The sequence below is a fragment of the Christiangramia qingdaonensis genome (assembly GCF_048381525.1).
In the GTDB taxonomy this organism is placed as follows: Bacteria; Bacteroidota; Bacteroidia; order Flavobacteriales; family Flavobacteriaceae; genus Christiangramia.
This window is the reverse complement of record NZ_JBLWIM010000012.1, coordinates 204,899-221,699: the sequence shown is the minus strand read 5'-3', so window position 1 is coordinate 221,699 and position 16,801 is coordinate 204,899. Positions and strand designations below refer to the sequence as shown.

The 16,801-nt window shown below is 38.1% G+C and carries 21 protein-coding genes; 13 read left to right on the top strand and 8 right to left on the bottom strand.

The window, feature by feature from the left end; genetic code table 11:
• From sufD to hflX, 9 genes are all read left to right on the top strand, one after another.
• Positions 1-1,303 (top strand): Fe-S cluster assembly protein SufD (gene sufD, locus ACNI3T_RS05890; protein ID WP_418227038.1); only part of this gene is annotated, 1,303 nt, incomplete at its 5' end.
• 20 nt (positions 1,304-1,323) lie between these two features.
• Positions 1,324-2,562: an aminotransferase class V-fold PLP-dependent enzyme gene (locus tag ACNI3T_RS05885; RefSeq protein ID WP_418227037.1), complete on the top strand. Its 1,239-nt coding sequence runs from the start codon at positions 1,324-1,326 to the stop codon at positions 2,560-2,562.
• Between the two features lie 30 nt (positions 2,563-2,592).
• On the top strand, positions 2,593-2,787 hold the full coding sequence (locus ACNI3T_RS05880; protein WP_418227036.1) for a PLDc N-terminal domain-containing protein: 195 nt from the start codon (positions 2,593-2,595) through the stop codon (positions 2,785-2,787).
• 78 nt (positions 2,788-2,865) lie between these two features.
• Positions 2,866-3,297 carry a hypothetical protein gene (locus ACNI3T_RS05875; protein WP_418227035.1) on the top strand — a complete coding sequence of 144 codons (432 nt, stop codon included), beginning with the start codon at positions 2,866-2,868 and terminating at the stop codon, positions 3,295-3,297.
• 37 nt (positions 3,298-3,334) lie between these two features.
• Positions 3,335-3,757 (top strand): SufE family protein, encoded by a 423-nt coding sequence (locus tag ACNI3T_RS05870; RefSeq protein ID WP_418227034.1) that lies wholly within the window; start codon positions 3,335-3,337, stop codon positions 3,755-3,757.
• 1 nt (position 3,758) lies between these two features.
• Positions 3,759-4,082 carry an iron-sulfur cluster assembly protein gene (locus tag ACNI3T_RS05865; protein WP_026914726.1) on the top strand — a complete coding sequence of 108 codons (324 nt, stop codon included), beginning with the start codon at positions 3,759-3,761 and terminating at the stop codon, positions 4,080-4,082.
• A 9-nt stretch (positions 4,083-4,091) separates the two neighbouring features.
• On the top strand, positions 4,092-4,604 hold the full coding sequence (locus ACNI3T_RS05860; RefSeq protein ID WP_418227033.1) for a DUF2480 family protein: 513 nt from the start codon (positions 4,092-4,094) through the stop codon (positions 4,602-4,604).
• 2 nt (positions 4,605-4,606) lie between these two features.
• A complete protein-coding gene (locus ACNI3T_RS05855; protein WP_418227032.1) occupies positions 4,607-5,503 on the top strand; it encodes a DUF3078 domain-containing protein in 897 nt (298 codons plus the stop codon).
• A gap of 116 nt (positions 5,504-5,619) precedes the next feature.
• On the top strand, positions 5,620-6,843 hold the full coding sequence (hflX, locus tag ACNI3T_RS05850; RefSeq protein WP_141879154.1) for a GTPase HflX: 1,224 nt from the start codon (positions 5,620-5,622) through the stop codon (positions 6,841-6,843).
• Here the strand turns inward: hflX and ACNI3T_RS05845 are convergent, their stop codons facing one another.
• On the bottom strand, positions 6,844-7,758 hold the full coding sequence (locus ACNI3T_RS05845) for an oxidoreductase (protein ID WP_418227031.1): 915 nt from the start codon (positions 7,756-7,758) through the stop codon (positions 6,844-6,846).
• Between the two features lie 65 nt (positions 7,759-7,823).
• Between ACNI3T_RS05845 and ACNI3T_RS05840 the strand changes: the two genes are divergently transcribed.
• Positions 7,824-8,558: a hypothetical protein gene (locus ACNI3T_RS05840; protein ID WP_418227030.1), complete on the top strand. Its 735-nt coding sequence runs from the start codon at positions 7,824-7,826 to the stop codon at positions 8,556-8,558.
• Here the strand turns inward: ACNI3T_RS05840 and ACNI3T_RS05835 are convergent.
• Both ACNI3T_RS05835 and ACNI3T_RS05830 read right to left on the bottom strand, forming a co-directional pair.
• A complete protein-coding gene (locus ACNI3T_RS05835; RefSeq protein ID WP_418227029.1) occupies positions 8,555-9,361 on the bottom strand; it encodes an NAD(P)H-binding protein in 807 nt (268 codons plus the stop codon). The genes ACNI3T_RS05840 and ACNI3T_RS05835 overlap by 4 nt on opposite strands.
• On the bottom strand, positions 9,362-11,683 hold the full coding sequence (locus ACNI3T_RS05830) for a M20/M25/M40 family metallo-hydrolase (RefSeq protein WP_418227028.1): 2,322 nt from the start codon (positions 11,681-11,683) through the stop codon (positions 9,362-9,364). It abuts the gene before it with no gap.
• Positions 11,684-11,805: 122 nt separating this feature from the next.
• Between ACNI3T_RS05830 and ACNI3T_RS05825 the strand changes: the two genes are divergently transcribed.
• Positions 11,806-12,273: a CBS domain-containing protein gene (locus ACNI3T_RS05825; RefSeq protein WP_418227027.1), complete on the top strand. Its 468-nt coding sequence runs from the start codon at positions 11,806-11,808 to the stop codon at positions 12,271-12,273.
• Here the strand turns inward: ACNI3T_RS05825 and ACNI3T_RS05820 are convergent.
• From ACNI3T_RS05820 to ACNI3T_RS05810, 3 genes are read right to left on the bottom strand one after another with little or no spacing between them, the layout of a single operon-like run.
• Positions 12,267-12,698 carry a DUF4174 domain-containing protein gene (locus ACNI3T_RS05820; protein WP_418227026.1) on the bottom strand — a complete coding sequence of 144 codons (432 nt, stop codon included), beginning with the start codon at positions 12,696-12,698 and terminating at the stop codon, positions 12,267-12,269. The genes ACNI3T_RS05825 and ACNI3T_RS05820 overlap by 7 nt on opposite strands.
• 47 nt (positions 12,699-12,745) lie before the next feature.
• Positions 12,746-13,093: a hypothetical protein gene (locus ACNI3T_RS05815; RefSeq protein ID WP_298246774.1), complete on the bottom strand. Its 348-nt coding sequence runs from the start codon at positions 13,091-13,093 to the stop codon at positions 12,746-12,748.
• Between the two features lie 49 nt (positions 13,094-13,142).
• Positions 13,143-14,081 carry a hypothetical protein gene (locus ACNI3T_RS05810; RefSeq protein WP_418227025.1) on the bottom strand — a complete coding sequence of 313 codons (939 nt, stop codon included), beginning with the start codon at positions 14,079-14,081 and terminating at the stop codon, positions 13,143-13,145.
• Between the two features lie 261 nt (positions 14,082-14,342).
• Here ACNI3T_RS05810 and ACNI3T_RS05805 point away from each other — a divergent pair, with 261 nt between their 5' ends.
• Positions 14,343-14,654, top strand: coding sequence for a VOC family protein (locus ACNI3T_RS05805; RefSeq protein ID WP_418227024.1), 312 nt, complete (start codon positions 14,343-14,345; stop codon positions 14,652-14,654).
• A gap of 123 nt (positions 14,655-14,777) precedes the next feature.
• On the opposite strand, the gene ACNI3T_RS05800 is transcribed toward ACNI3T_RS05805, so the two are convergent.
• Positions 14,778-15,383, bottom strand: coding sequence for a hypothetical protein (locus tag ACNI3T_RS05800; RefSeq protein ID WP_418227023.1), 606 nt, complete (start codon positions 15,381-15,383; stop codon positions 14,778-14,780).
• A 149-nt stretch (positions 15,384-15,532) separates the two neighbouring features.
• On the opposite strand from ACNI3T_RS05800, the gene ACNI3T_RS05795 reads away from it, so the two are divergent.
• Positions 15,533-15,865, top strand: a complete 333-nt coding sequence (locus ACNI3T_RS05795) for a single-stranded DNA-binding protein (protein ID WP_141876589.1) — start codon at positions 15,533-15,535, stop codon at positions 15,863-15,865.
• Between the two features lie 10 nt (positions 15,866-15,875).
• Here the strand turns inward: ACNI3T_RS05795 and ACNI3T_RS05790 are convergent, their stop codons facing one another.
• A complete protein-coding gene (locus ACNI3T_RS05790; protein ID WP_418227022.1) occupies positions 15,876-16,778 on the bottom strand; it encodes a histone deacetylase family protein in 903 nt (300 codons plus the stop codon).
• Positions 16,779-16,801 lie beyond the last annotated feature (23 nt).

Sequence of the window (16,801 nt, the reverse complement as noted above, 5' to 3'; positions counted from 1 at the left end):
AGATAAATTGGTCTCGTCATTTTTAGCCTTTGAGGAAAATCTGGACCCGAACGAGAATCTGGATACTTTAAGAAACGAAGCGATCAAAAATTTTGAAACGCTTGGCTTTCCTGGTAGAAAAGACGAAGACTGGAAGTATACCTCACTAAATTCGGTATTGAAACATGACTATAGTGTTTTTCCGAAGAAAGAAGATGCGATCGAGTATCGTGATATCAAGAAATATCTTATCCATGATATAGATACTTATGACCTGGTTTTCATCGATGGGATCTATTCTTCTCATCTATCGCAGACCACGCACGATAAGATCGATGTATGTTTGATGTCTGCTGCGCTTAATAAGGATAAGTACAGTGCGGTCATTGAAAATTATTACAATAAAGTTGCTCCAAAAACAAGCCTCAATTCGCTGAATACAGCATTTGCCAGAGAAGGAGCTTTTATACATATACACAAGAATACGCAGGCAGATAAGCCTATCCAGATCATCAATTTTGCTACTGGAAATGAGTCTGCGCTAATGTTGCAGCCTAGAAACCTGGTTGTTGTGGATGAGAATTCTCATGTGCAGATCATTGAAAGGCACCAAAGTCTTACAGATCACCCGGTGCTTACGAACTCTGTTACCGAGATCTTTGCTGATAAAAGAGCAATTGTAGATTATTATAAGATTCAGAATGATAAAGCTTCAGCGTCTTTAATTGATAATACATTTATCAATCAAAAATCTGAAAGTCACGTTTCTGTGCATACTTTCTCTTTTGGAGGGAAGCTAACCAGAAATAATTTAAACTTCTACCAGAATGGAGAACGTATAGATTCTACCATGAAGGGAGTTACCATCATTGAAGACAATCAGCACGTAGATCACAACACACTGGTTCATCATATCGAGCCTAATTGTGAAAGTCACCAGGATTACAAAGGAATCTTTGATGACAAATCTGTTGGAGTGTTCAATGGGAAAGTTGTTGTAGAGAAAGAAGCACAGAAGACGAACGCTTACCAGTCTAACAACAATATCCTTGCAAGTGACAAGGCGACGATCAACTCAAAGCCACAATTAGAGATCTTTGCAGATGATGTACGCTGCAGCCACGGTTGTACGATCGGGCAGCTTGATGCAGAGGCTTTATTCTATTTGCAATCCAGAGGTATTCCGCGTAAGGAAGCCAGAGGATTACTTATGTACGCATTCGCGAATAACGTACTGGAAAGTGTAAAGATTCCGGAAGTTAAGAAGCGTATTAACAAGCTAATCGCCAGCAAACTTGGAGTCGAACTAGGTTTCAATTTATAAATCAATAAAACTATACGAGGATGAGTCAGTCAACTCAGGTCAGAAAAATAGATGTTGAAACGATCCGTCAGGACTTTCCAATTCTTGGACGTGAGGTGAATGGCTATCCATTGGTTTATTTCGATAATGCTGCGACTGCACAAACACCTAAGCAGGTGATGGATGCTATTGTAGATTATTATTCGAATTATAACGCCAATATTCATCGTGGAGTTCATGCGCTTTCGCAGGAAGCGACAGATAAGTATGAGCAGGCCAGAATAAAAATTCAGCAACATTTTAATGCTGAACATGCTCACGAGATCATTATGACCTCGGGTACAACACATGGGATCAACCTTGTGGCGAATGGTTTTTCTTCTTTACTGAAGTCTGGAGATGAAATCCTGGTTTCAGCAATGGAGCATCATTCGAATATTGTGCCATGGCAAATGCTGGCTGAGAAGACCGGTGCTAAGCTGAAGGTCATCCCGATGAACGAGAAAGGAGAACTGATTCTTTCTGAATACAGAAATTTCATTAGTGATCGTACAAAACTAGTCTTTGTAAATCATGTTTCCAATGCCCTTGGAACCGTGAATCCAATCAAAGAGATTATTGATATTGCTCATGATGCTGGTGCTGCTGTTTTAATCGACGGAGCCCAGGCATCGCCGCACATCAAAGCCGATGTTCAGGAGCTTGATATAGACTTTTATGTAGTTTCAGCGCATAAGATGTGTGGACCTACAGGTGTTGGAATGTTATACGGTAAACAGGAATGGCTGGAAAAATTACCTCCTTACCAGGGTGGTGGTGAAATGATCGCTACAGTAAGTTTTGAAAAAACGACCTATGCCGGTCTACCTCACAAATTTGAAGCGGGAACGCCGAACATTTGTGGTGGAATAGCTTTTGGAGCGGCCCTCGACTATATGAACTCTATTGGCTTTGAGGAGATCGCTTCCTACGAAGATGAATTGCTTCAATATGCAACAAGCAGGCTGAAGGAGATCAAAGGAATGAAGATTTATGGGGAAGCTGCCGAGAAGACGGCGGTGATTAGTTTTAACGTTGAAGGATTGCATCCATACGATATTGGAACGCTATTAGATAAAATGGGAATTGCGGTTAGAACCGGGCATCATTGTGCACAACCGGTAATGGATTTCTTTAAGATTCCCGGTACAGTAAGAGCATCCTTCGCATTTTACAATACGAAAGAAGAGATCGATACATTCATGGAAGCGTTGAAAAAGGCTTTGATGATGTTACAGTAATTGTTTTATCTTAGGGAACAAATTATTACTATGGATCCATCAATTCTCTTATTTATCTGGCAAACTCACTGCATCATAGCTTTATTGCTGGTTTTATACATTATTTTTAGAGTGAATTCTATCTTCTGGCTAAAATTGGCTTGGGTTTTAGCAATCCTGTTCGTGCCATTTATCGGATCTATTGCTTATTTAATTATCGGGAAAAAATCTTTAGAAGTAGCTTAATGTTTTCCGTTGAAATACATCAAATTGGCGCCCTCGTGGCGCTTTTTTTCGTAATATGCTTTATCTAAAATCCCAGTTATGAAACTTTCAATACTATCTTTTATTCTAATGTTTTTCACTATTAATGACTGTTCTAATGAAGGTCAGGAAGAAATCAAATCTGTAAGCTATAAAACTTATACACGCGGATCTTCTTCCACTTATACTATTACTTCGGAAGAGATCAAAGTGAAAAGCACTGGAGTTCAAACAAAGGAAAATTCAGAAGCAATCTCAAAGCAAGACTGGGAGATGCTCACTTCAGAAATAAAAAAAATTGATACCTCCAACTTGGAAGATCTAAAGGCGCCAACAGAGTCCAGGGCAAGTGATGCAGCAGCCCATGCTGAACTAAGTCTGAACATTGGAAATTCTGAATTTAATTCTTCCACCTTTGATCACGGTAATCCCCCCGAGGCTTTAAAACCATTAGTACAGGCTATTTTAAGATTGGCAGAAAATGTTGAATAGCAGGTTATCATGTCGTACTTTTGTGCAAAATTGAGTTATGACAATTCAGGAAAAACAGGATGAAGTTATTGAGGAGTTTGCAATGTTCGACGACTGGATGCAGCGTTATGAATATATGATCGAACTTGGGAAATCACTTCCGCTAATAGACGAAAAATATAAGATCGAAGAGAATCTTATAAAAGGATGTCAAAGTAAAGTCTGGGTTCATGCAGAGCTTGACGGTGATCGTTTGTTATTCACCGCAGATAGCGATGCGATCATTACCAAGGGAATTGTTGCGATCCTGATAAGAGTATTTTCAGATCAACATCCCTCTCAAATCATTGAAGCAAACACTCAGTTTATTGATGAAATTGGTCTAAAAGAACATTTGTCTCCCACCAGAGCAAACGGACTTGTAAGCATGATCAAACAATTAAAAATGTATGCTTTGGCATATCAAACACAATTGAATTAAGATGGAGCAGGAAATAAATACACAGGAATTGGGAGAGAAGATCGTTACAGTCTTAAAGACGATCTATGATCCGGAAATTCCGGTAGATATCTACGAATTAGGTTTGATCTATGACGTGATGGTATCTACAGATTATGACGTAAAGATATTAATGACGCTCACTACGCCTAACTGTCCGGTGGCAGAAACCCTTCCACTAGAAGTGGAAGAGAAAGTAAAGTCTCTGGATATGGTAAAAGATGCTGAAGTGGAGATCACTTTTGATCCACCATGGAGCCAGGATCTAATGAGCGAAGGAGCAAAACTTGAGCTGGGATTGCTCTAAAAACACTTTATGGCTGAAGAAATTGTAAATAGAATCGCCGAAAGTAAACTGGTGACCTTTAATCTTGAAGATTTTTATCCAAAAGGGGAGCGTATCGTTTTTGATATTAGCGACTGGTTACTCGAAGGTTTTGTGCTGAGAGAGAAAGATTTTAGAGAACAGGCCAAAAATCATGATTGGGAACAATATGAGGATGCTTATGTTGCCCTGGTATGTTCTACAGATGCGATCGTACCGTCGTGGGCTTTTATGTTAGTTAGCTCTTATTTACAGGGCGTTGCTAAAAAGACTATTATTGGTGACCTTGAAAACCTGGAAAGTCATCTTTACCAGGAGGTGATCGATCGTTTGGATGTTAGTGAACTTGAGGATAAGCCGGTAATAATCAAGGGATGTTCCAACAAACCAGTTCCAAAGAATGCTTATATAATGATCATGCAGAAACTACAACCCGTAGTTAAAAGCTTAATGTATGGAGAGGCTTGTTCTTCAGTTCCACTCTATAAAAAACCTAGAAAATAGTAATGAAGAAAGTTTTATTCACAGCCGTTGCGTTGTTTTTATTTGGATCCTCTTTTGCACAGGAAGAAAACGATTCTATCCCAGCTAATGGATGGCAAAAAGAAGGAAATGTTCAGTTATTATTTAATCAATCTGCCTTCAATAAAGAATGGACAGGCGGTGGAACTTCCAGTAACGCTGGAAATCTTACTGTAGATTACCAGTTCAATTATCGTAATGATGATTTCACCTGGGACAATAGAATTCTCGGGAATTACGGACTTACAAAAGTAAAAGACGATGAATTTGAGCGCAAAACGAGTGACCGGCTCGAATTGAACAGTATCGCCGGGAAGCAGATAGAAGACAGGAATTTTTATTATTCATGGTTTTTAAACTTCAGAACTCAGTTTGCTAAAGGTTATGAATTTTCCGAAGATGCTGAAACCGGAGAAGCTATTAGAACTGAAACCACTCATTTTCTATCACCAGGTTATTTACAAACCGGTCCTGGGATGATGTATAAGAAAGGTGATAATTTCATGGTTAATCTAGCTCCGGCAACGGCAAGATTGATCTTTGTGGACAGTGACTTTACAAGCCGTGCAGGTTATGTAGATGGTGATTACTTTGGAGTGGATGAAGGAAAAAGTACCAGGTTCGAACTAGGCGCTGCACTTACCGGTTTCTTAAGCTATGAGATCCTTGAAAATGTTGAAATGGAGCATTCACTAGCTTTGTATTCAAACTACCTCGAGAACCCGGAGAATGTAGATATTGATTATTTACTGAATCTTAATATGGGTATCAATGATTACCTTTCTGCAAACCTGATATTCCAGGCGATCTATGATGATAACGCTGTTGGCGCATTCCAGATTCGTGAAGTATTTGGAGTCGGGATCAATTTCGGATTCTAGATAAAACCTATAGATTTATGAAAAGCCCGTGAACTTCACGGGCTTTTTCAGTTAAATTTTTGTTGAAGTATGGCGGCTTCGAACCCAGAAGCTATCTAATGATTATCTTTGTATTTATGATTGAAAAAACCGACCTGTCCTTTGAAAAAGCTGTTCTTGTAGGTATAGTTACCAAAGATCAGAACGAGGATAAACTTGAAGAATACCTGGACGAGCTGGAGTTTCTAACTTTCACCGCTGGTGGTGAAGTGCAGAAACGTTTTACGCAGAAGATGGACATGCCGAATCCTAAGACCTTTATTGGAACCGGTAAGATGGAAGAGGTGCGTGAATTCGTGGCAGAACATGAAATTGGTGCTGTGATCTTTGATGACGAACTTACACCAGCTCAGCAGAAGAACATTGAAAAAATACTAAAAGCTAAAATTCTGGACAGGACTAACCTGATCCTTGATATTTTCGCACAGAGAGCAAAGACCAGTTACGCCCGTACGCAGGTGGAACTGGCGCAATATGAATACTTATTGCCAAGACTTGCCGGTATGTGGACTCACCTTGAGAGACAGCGTGGTGGTATTGGTATGCGTGGTCCTGGGGAAACAGAGATCGAAACCGACCGTCGTATCGTTAGGGATAAAATATCTTTACTGAAGAAAAAACTGGAAACTATCGATAAGCAGATGGAAGTACAGAGAGGTAACAGAGGACAGCTGGTTCGGGTAGCTCTGGTAGGATATACCAACGTAGGGAAGTCTACCTTGATGAATGCGATTAGCAAGAGCGAGGTTTTTGCTGAAAATAAACTATTCGCCACGCTGGACACGACAGTAAGAAAAGTAGTGATTCGCAACCTGCCATTTCTGTTAAGTGATACCGTAGGTTTTATTAGAAAACTGCCTACTCAGCTAGTGGAATCTTTTAAATCTACACTGGATGAAGTTCGTGAAGCAGATCTTCTCCTGCACGTAGTGGATATCTCTCATGCAAATTTTGAAGATCATATCGCTTCTGTTAATCAGATTCTTACTGAGATCGAAGCTTTAGGCAAACCAACCATTATGGTCTTTAATAAGATCGATGCTTACGAACCTGAAGAGATTGAGGAAGATGATCTTGTAACCGAGAGAACTTCAGCGCATTATACGCTAAAGGAATGGAAGAAAACCTGGATGAATAAAATGGGCAATAACGTGGTCTTTATTTCTGCTACTGAAAAAGAGAATTTTGAACACTTTAGGAAAAGAGTATACGAAGCCGTTCGTGAAATTCATATCACACGATTTCCATACAATAATTTCCTTTACCCGGAATATGATAAATACGGCGAGACTAAAGAATAGTTAGCTCAAAAATTTTATCCCGGTAAGATCTTCAGAAACAGCCCATAATTTTGCGGCTGTTTCTTTGTTTTTAGCCTGCCTGGCGATTTCAGCTTTTGCAGGCTTCCCTTTCATTTCTCTAAAACCATCAGGCCCAATATAGCTACCACCATACAATTCTTTATCTAAAGCTGCCTTAAGTGTAGGTTGCGCCCCTTTTTCCGCAGAATGAGAGATGAATGGTTCCACGGGTTTGGCGATAAGCATAAGCCATCCCGGCAAATGTCGCATCAGTTCAGTAGAAGAAACACCTGGATGAGCGGCTAGTGAACTTACATAGCTTAAAGAATTAGCTTTTAATCTTCGTTCCAGTTCTAAACTAAAAAGCAGGCAGGCAAGCTTGCTCTGGCCATAAGCTTTAAATTTTGAATAGGACTTTTCACTCTGCAGATCATTAAAATCAATTTCGGCATTTTTGTTAGCGATAGAACTCAAGGTCACGATCCTGGAGCTTTTCGAAGTAGTCAATTCTTCCTCTAATAAACCAGTAAGTAGAAAATGCCCTAAATAATTCACTCCTAATTGAAGCTCAAAACCATCTTCAGTTTTTTGATAAGGAGGCATCATCACACCAGCGTTATTTATAAGAAGATCAAGTTGATCATTTTTAGTTTTAAATTTTGAAGCAAAGGATCTTACAGATTCCAGACTTGCAAGGTCTAGTTCCAGTATCTCTAGTTTAGCATTTCCATGCCAGTTCAGAATTTGTTGCCGGGCTTCTTTGGCTTTTTCCAGGTCTCTGCAGGCCATGATCACCTTGAAGCCTTCTGCCGCAAGAGCCTTTGTAGTTTCGAAGCCCAGGCCGGCATTCGCTCCTGTTACAATTGCCGTTGGTTGTTCGTTACTAGATGTTTCTGAATACTGAAATTCTTTCATGAATAGTTTTTTGATACTTCGGAAAGATCTTTTAGATCGATTATTTCTTATTTTTAAAAGATACAATGTATATCATGAAAAGTCTTCTACTCCTCTCAATTTTAGTATATAATTTGAATATGCAGGCGCAATCCCTTCAGGGTTCCTGGAAGCTTGCTGCGGAAAATGGCAAGGCAGTGACAGGTAAAGAGGTAATTCGTATTTATGCCGATTCCTATTTTACTGAAGGTGCAAAAGATCCAGAGTCTAATGAATTTCTCTGGGCACGTGGAGGGGAATATCATAAGAAAGACGATCAGGTTCGTATTGATTTTAACACGAAGCAGGAAAAACCTTCAGCAGCATTAATTGCACATAAGATCCAATTCGAGGAGGAGAACAGTTTCAGTATAAAGCATGGCGAAACCAATCAGAAATGGATAAGGGTTTCAGGAAATAAAAATGAATTATCCGGAAATTGGGTAATCACGGGTAGAGAGAGAAATGGTGAAATGAATCAGTTGAAACCTGGTGATCGCAGAACTATCAAAATGCTTGGCGGTGATCGTTTCCAATGGGTAGCATTTAACTCGGCAACCGGAGAATTTTTTGGTACTGGCGGTGGAACTTATATTGCAAAGGATGGAAAATATGTAGAGAATATAGAATTTTTCTCCCGGGATGCCAGTAGAGTGGGAGCGAGTCTCGATTTTAAATATAAAGTCGAAAACGGCAATTGGATACATTCAGGAAAAAGTTCCAAGGGTGATCCTATCAAAGAGATCTGGTCGCCTTATGCTGAAGCTTATTCCAGAAACTAATAAATAGAATGCTCGAATTTAAAATTCAGCTCTTTTTGAAATCTTTCTGAACTTACTATTTTACCTTCTGAAGACTTTTCATCACTGAAATGAGGAACTTCAAGTTCCCTATCCTGGGCTATTTTCGTATAATAATCTTCACGTGTAGGATGGTCTGGGTGTACCAGGTTAAATATACCATTGGTAGCAGGTTTCTCGATTAAAGCAATAATTGCTTTGATGCAATCACGACGATGTACGAGATTTACCGGGGCTTTTGGAGAACTAAGATCCTTTTTGCCAGAAAGCTGATTCACAGGATGACGATCATCACCTATCAAACCACCAAAACGTAGAATTTCAGTTTTAAAGTTTTCATTATTCAGCAACAATAATTCGGCATTACGTAACTGAACGGCTATATTGGAAGAATTATCGGTTTCAGTATTTTCATTGACCTCTGGAAAACCAGGTTCATTTTTATAGACAGAGGTCGAACTCACGAAAATGATCCTTGGACAATAACTTTTCTCCAGGTAAGGAACGATGGTTCTAACTTTTGAAACGAAGTCTGCTTCAGGATTTTTTCTAAGCCCGGGAGGGATATTCACGACAATACAGTCAGACTTGGATAGAAAAGACCTGATGTCTCCCTGTATTCCTTTTTCATACAATTTGATCGTGTAGGGAACGAGTCCGGCGGCGTGAAGATCACCAAACTTTTCATTTCTGGTAACTGAAGCTTTTACCTCATGGTTCAAGGCTCTTAATTCTTTTCCAAGCTCAAAACCAAGCCATCCACATCCTAAAATCGCAATCTTCATTTATTCCTTTATTCTTATGGTTTTCTTTAAAATTGTAGCATCATTCAGAACGAATGGCCGTGGAATCATATCCTTCGGTCTTTTTTCAAGCTTTAAATCTTCGTTATCGAAGAGATCGTAAGCCGATTCGTAAAGTACAAATTCTGGCTCATCTTCTGGTGCTATTGCGAATTCAATTCGCAAAGTATCCCGGTTTGACGCGTAATAAGTAAGAATTCGTTCTTTCCAGCGCTGCGTATGCATATTAAAATATTGTTGTCCTAATTGTTCATTTTCAGCTTTAAGATCGTTTACTCTAAACTCCTTAAAATCCACATCCCGGATTTCATATAATTCCAGGCGGTTTATGTCCCGATTTGGTGCGATCTTTAAGGAATAGGACTTCAAATTCGTTAATGTGTCGGTTTCGAATTCTTCCAGTAGGATTGCAGGTTCGGGAATTCTAACATCCGGAGCGCTGGATTTTCTTCGGAAATTACTGCCGTATTTACTGCTGAAATTGGATTCTGTCCCTGAATTTTCTGTGCCTTCAGGAAAATAAGAGCTCGTCCAGGAATCTTCCATTTCATCATAACTATACCAGAAGTTAGCCTGCTGGTCGAGGTCCTTCAGATACACCAAACTATTAGGTTTAGGTCTTTCCGAAGAAAAGTCTGAGTAATAATGCGCTGTAAAAAGCAAAATATTAAAAACCAGAAAGCATAAAACTGCGAAGGATTTGAGCTTTCTGAAGTATCCAAAAAGCGGCAGCAGGAATAGAAACACCAGGCTTACCAGAATTGCGGTAAGAAAAAGGGTTTTCAGACCCAATGCGACCGGTAAACTCCAGATGAAGGGTAGAAGTAAAATAATGGCGGGAAAGCTCAATAAGACCATTAAAATGCGGTTTGGTCTCTTTTGTCTTGCCATTACAAAGAGCTGCAATAGTCCGAAGAATACAGGAATGATAAAATATGCAGCTCCTTTAAGATATATAGCAACTAGTGTACAGATCACCAGCCATAATGCAAGTGGCGCTATAAATATGGAAGCTTTATGTGATCGTTTGCGAAACCAATGGTAGGTTATAAAACTAATTGACAGGGAAAGAAAGATGATCAGGGCGATGTACCAGTAGCCGTTGTACGTAAACCCATGTTCCATTTCTGAGTATTCCGGGTAAATAAATAGACAGAACTGCCAGAACGCCCAACTTAGAAAACCTGATAAACTAGTGCTGATTAACATGGGCAAAAAACCTTTAAATATTTCAGTAATACTCAGGCGGTCTCTTCGAATTCCGTAGATGACAAGGATGAGGAAAATCGCCGTGGCGACGATCAACATGGGCAAGATCCAGTCGAAAGGATATTTTACGAACTCCCCAAATGGCAGATTGAAATATATAAGATCCCTGTCACTGGATAAATTTTTAAGATCTGCTTCGCTAAAATGGGCAAGCAGCGGCAAAAGATAGCTACCTTGATGAGCCAGGGTTTCGGGATCCAGATTTCTGGGAGTATCATTCGCAGTGTGATAGTCAAAATGATCATCTATAAAAGCGAAATTATACCCGCTAATATTACCCTTTTCACGCAGGACGGTAAGATCTGTGTCGTTTGGAAGCATTTTATAAATACTGTAGGCAAGAGAGTTGCTAACTGGATATTCAACGTTCGCATCTGCAAAAGCTTCAATTAACTTCGCATTCTTGCCGTTAGTTTCCAGAAGCATAAATGGATTTCCACCGCTTCCCCTTGCTTCAAAATTAAGTGCTACCTGTACATCTTTCGCCCACGGATGATCCCTAACAAAGATTTCTGCGCCTATTAAACCAATTTCCTCTGCATCTGTAAAGAGCAAAATAATATCATTCTTAGGTTGAATTTCCCTTTCGCGGAATGCCCTGATACTTTCTAATATGGTAGCCACACCACTTCCTGCATCACTCGCACCTGGTGAAGAATGTGTAGCGCTGTCGTAATGAGTCATTAATACCAACGCATCATCATCTCCTGAACCTTTAATTCTGGCAAGGATGTTTTGGGGTTTGCTTAAAATAGCACTGGAATTTAGAAAATAATCTTCCTGAGTTTGTACTTCCAGACCCATTTTCTGCAATTCCTGTACGATATAGTTGCGAACTTTTGGATGCTCACTGCTCCCAACATAATGTGGTTGCTGTGCAATAGCTTCCACATGCTGGAAAGCTCTTGAAGTTGAATATTGATCTAAAGGAATTTCTTCGGAAAGCCTTGCCTGGGGAGCATCGAAATTAAAACTTAGCCAAACTGCTACAAAAATTAGCAAGAAAGCTATTAAGCCGGAAAATTTAGAGTTCATGCAATGAGGATCAAAGTTTTAAAGTTAATTAAGTTTTTGAAATATGAATAACAGAATAACTGTCATACATAACAAATCGAAAAACCTTATATTTAAGTAATTGGTAATCAAATAAATAAATTATGGGTATTAAAAGTTTTATGGGTAAACGAGCGGAGCCTGAAAAGCCTGCAGAAGTTCCAATGCTGGTAAGAGATTATATGACCGAGAAGCTTATCACCTTCAGGAAGAATGAAAATATCATGGATGTCGTAGAGAAATTAATTAAACATGGCATCTCTGGTGGCTGTGTGGTGAATGACAGGAATGAATTGCTGGGAATTATTTCTGAAGGCGATTGTATGAAACAAATTTCTGACAGCAGGTATTACAATATGCCAATGACAGATCTCACGGTTGGGAAACGAATGATTAGTAATGTAGAAACTATAGATGGAAATATGAATGTTCTTGATGCTGCGAAGATCTTTATCGAAAAGAAATTCCGAAGATTTCCTATTGTGGAAAATAATCAGTTAATAGGTCAGATTTCACAGAGGGATGTTCTTAAAGCTGCTCTAAGATTAAAATCACACACCTGGAGTTATTGATCTTTTCTTCTTATTTCTGCCTTTCTCATGGGCATACCATCGATCAAACTGATTAACTTTTTGGTTTGAAGTATTTCCTGTTGCCTTAGTTTAATTCCTCCATCCAGTCCAAGTAGGAACACTTCAAATTCAGTTTTTCTGGAAATTTTTAGTTCGTTTTTTAAGGATGAACTTACCCATTCTGAATTTTCTGGATAATTTTTTTTGTACCGATCTTTATGAGCCTGTATTACCAAAAGTTTTCTTTCTGAAAGCTCGCTAGGTTCTTCGGTAAGTAGTTCCAATTGCTTTGTTAAGAGATCTAATTCAGGTTCATCAGCGTACACAACAATGATTCGGTTTTGCCATTGGTATTGTTGCAGATCCTGCGCTTTTGAAGTCATTCCGTAGAAAATTAAAATGAAGAGTAAAGTGAGATTCCGCATACATCAAAAGTTAGGCTTTTCAATCTGAAGTTCATTATATCAAAATCTTAATTTCTTCTTACCAAGGCATAAAAGTCATTTTCAAGCGGAAGATATCCCATGTCATACACAAAGAAGTATTGCTTTCCTGTTTTCGTAGTATAAATGCTGGTGAAGAATTCAAAGTTAAATCCTCTGGAAAGTAATTTAGATTTAGCAACCGAAGTTTTATCACCGGGATTTAATTCCTGAAGTATGCGGTAATTTTTCCGCAGCGAGTTATTCGTATTCCTAATGAGGTTACTTGCATCTTTATTCATTCTGTTGTGATATGCATTACGGCAATAATCACTACAGAATTTTTTATCTGTTCTTCCAACGATTTTTTCGTTGCACTCCTCGCAAGTCTTTTGCATAGGGAAATATACTAAAAAGCTTTTTTATATGTTGCAACACCGTTGTTTTCTAGTAGAAAAGATGCGTATAATAGATGGGCATCCATACATCCTCATAGGTGCTTTTCGTAAAGATGGTTTCAGTTTGTTCAACATTAATGTTTATACCGGTCTCGGTTACCGCAGAGGTATTCAGACTTATTTTCCATTCGTTATCATTCAACTTCTCACCAACAATCTCTCCCTGTTCTACAACTGTAATATTAGCAATGCTCCCAGAAATACCTGTTACGACCTTATATTCTGAAAAGTTATCTGAATTAATTAGAAACTTGTTAGCATTTGCGTCTACTTCAAAATATATAATTCGAGTAATTTCGTCATCTACAGCTTCGGGAATAGGATCCTCATATTGAAGCAATTTGAAAACCAGCTTATTACCAGGCTTCACGTCCATCTCGAGATTGTTAGAATCTGGTATAGCATCAATCTGAAGTCTTGAGTTTTCGAAAAATGCGTGGTAATTTTCAAGACTTTTATCTGTAGTAAAATGTGTACGGACAGATCGTTCAATAACATGAATATCATTCGTTTCGTCATACATATATTCCGCGCCTTCAATACTTAAATCTGTTATCGCGGTCGAAGGACAGCAACCTTCCGTAATAGCTTCTCCTTCTACCGAAAATGTAAATATTTCTTCATCTGCATACATCACCGAAAAATCAGCATCATTAAAAGTATAAATTACAAGAGTTTTCTGTTCATTCTTTTCAATAACCTGGAAATCGGCATCAAGATTATTAGAAGTTTCAACTACGGTTATTCCTTCAGAAGATGCTATGTTATCAAAGATGTTTTCACCGGTATTGCTATCTATGATTTGGAAGTTTAAATCGGCATACCCTGCGTCACAGATCGTTGCTGAACAGTCCTCATCATCATCTGTCCCGCAGGATTGTAAAAAAGCTAAACTAAATAGTAGAAAATATTTTGCTAGAGATCTCATAAGGGAGTTTTATCATTTAGGCGGTTAGTTAGTAAATTTTATTGCGGCTGAAATATTCCTGAATCCTGAAATTTTATACTTCCAGAAAATTCTTCTTCCCCTTCATTAATGGTGATATCTGCGGTTACATCGAAGCTTATATTCCATTTCATGGAACCTGTTTTATCGGCATTGCTGGCAGCAGCCTGAAAAAAAATCTAGCTAAGAAATCTATAATCTGACTCTACCGAAAAAGAAATTATCTTTAATAAAATTAAAGATATGCTAAACGACATTAATCCTAAATTACCAATGCGTGACAAAAATTCAACAAGAGAATATTATCTCAAATTGGGATTCAAAGAATTTGGCGAAAATGACTATGATGGTTACTTAATGCTTCAAATGGATAAGATACAAATTCATTTTTTTGAATTTAAAGCACTTAATCCAAATGAGAATTACGGACAGGTTTATATAAGAACTGATAATATTGAAAAATTGTATAAATCATTAATAGACAAAACAATACCTATACATCCAGCCGGAAAATTAGAAACTAAAAACTGGGGACAAAAAGAATTTGCCTTTTAGATCCTGATAACAATTTATTGACATTCGGACAGAGTATTTGAATATTTAGTTATTGACAGCTGCCAATGACTGTTAATTGCCGCTTAATCCTTAATACCTATATTTTTTGTGTATTATCTATGTTTAATGCTGAATTTCTTTTGGTGGTGGAGGTGGAGGAGGAAATTTATTGGGATAATCTAATATTAATTTTAACTGTAATGAATCTGAATGTTTATGATTTAATTTATCAAATTCCCGACTTATCCTAATTATATGTTTCTCTAAATAGCTAGCGGTTCTGCTACTATCTATTAAAATCTTTATTGTAGCTTTCCGTGTACTTTGAGAATGATTTGGAATTTTGCCATTATTAAAATAGTGTTCATGTAGCTGATCATATAGTTTAGCAATTGAATAATTCTTACCGATTATAATAGAATCTTCAGTAATATTTAAAAAATTACGTTCCTTAAAAAGCCCCCAATCATACCTTAATGGAATAACTTTTCTTATTAATTTCTTATCTCTTATCTCGAAATAAGGAAGTGAATCTTCTTGATGAATTTCATCAACTAGTCTTTTAATCTCTTTGAATTTTAACTCAGTATCCTTGAGACTTATTTTCTTTAATTTATTAGAATTATACCAACTTTTATTAGGGTAGAAAATGGTATCATTCATTGCTGCCTGAGAAAATCCACTGGAAGAGAGTTGAAATACAAAGAATAATATGAAGAATCTTCTCATAAAAATAAAGGTTTTATACGTTTTCAAACACTTACAAACGCAAGTAAACAACTACAAGTGCTTTACGACCGATTAGTCTTTGCTCTTCACTACATCTTTGTACTGTTGAAATGAACGAATGATTTTCAACTGCAATAAAATCTTCAGTTATGAGCACTTTAAGAAACACAGTACAATTGATCGGGCATGTAGGGAATGAGCCTGAAATCGTAAACCTTGAATCTGGAAAGAAATTAGCCAAATTTTCCGTAGCCACCAATGAAAGTTATAAGAATTCAAAAGGTGAGAAGATAACTGATACACAATGGCACAATATTGTTGCCTGGGGCAAAACTGCTGAACTGGTAGAAAACTACGTTCCAAAAGGGAAAGAGATTGGGATTGAAGGAAAACTAACCAGCAGAAGTTATGAGGATAAAGATGGAATTAAAAGATATGTAACTGAAGTCGTTTGCCAGGAACTTTTGCTACTCGGCAAATAATAAGTAGTTCTTAAAAGTAGATCTCTTGGGCAGCTCTATAAGTGTTGGCGTGAGCTTCGATGATATATTTGATCTCTTTTGAATATCCACCACCCATACTGCACTCCACAGGAATTTGAAGATCGTGGCAGGTTTGTAATACGAACCTGTCGCGTTCTTTACATCCTTGTATGGTACAGGAGAGTCGGCCAAGCTTGTCGGTTTCTAAAATATCAACTCCACAGAGGTAGAAAATAAAATCGGGTTTTGTTCTTTCTATAAGTTCTGGAAGAACTTCTTTTAGCTGCTTGAGGTAAGCTTCATCATCTGTGGCATCCGGGATTTCAATATCCAGGTCAGAAGTTTCTTTTCTAAAAGGGTAGTTTCCCTTTCCATGCATCGAAAATGTGAATACAGAATCATCATTTTGAAAGATCTCAGCCGTACCATTTCCCTGATGTACGTCCAGGTCTATGATCAGAATTTTTTGAGCCAGATTTTGATCTTGTAAATATCGGGCCGCGATAGCCTGATCATTCAATAAACAGAATGCTTCAGCTCTATCTGAAAAAGCATGGTGAGTACCGCCGGCTATATTCATGGAAACACCATATTCAAGTGCATATTTTGAGGCATCGATCGTGCCCTGTGCTATAATTTGTTCTCTATCCACAAGTTCTTGTGAAAGTGGAAATCCTGAAACCCTGATCTCCTTTTTACTAAGATTCAGGTTCTTCAATCTTTGAACATAGTCTGCAGTATGGGCTCGTAGAACCAAACTCTCATCAATGAGGTCAGGCTTAAAAAAATTATCATCCTCACAGGTGCCATCATGCAATAATTGCTTTGGTAGCAGATCATATTTTTCCATAGGAAACCTATGACCTTCCGGCAGTGGATGTTTATAAATGGGATGAAAGGCAACTTTGAGCATTTTCAAAAATACAAGTCAAACCT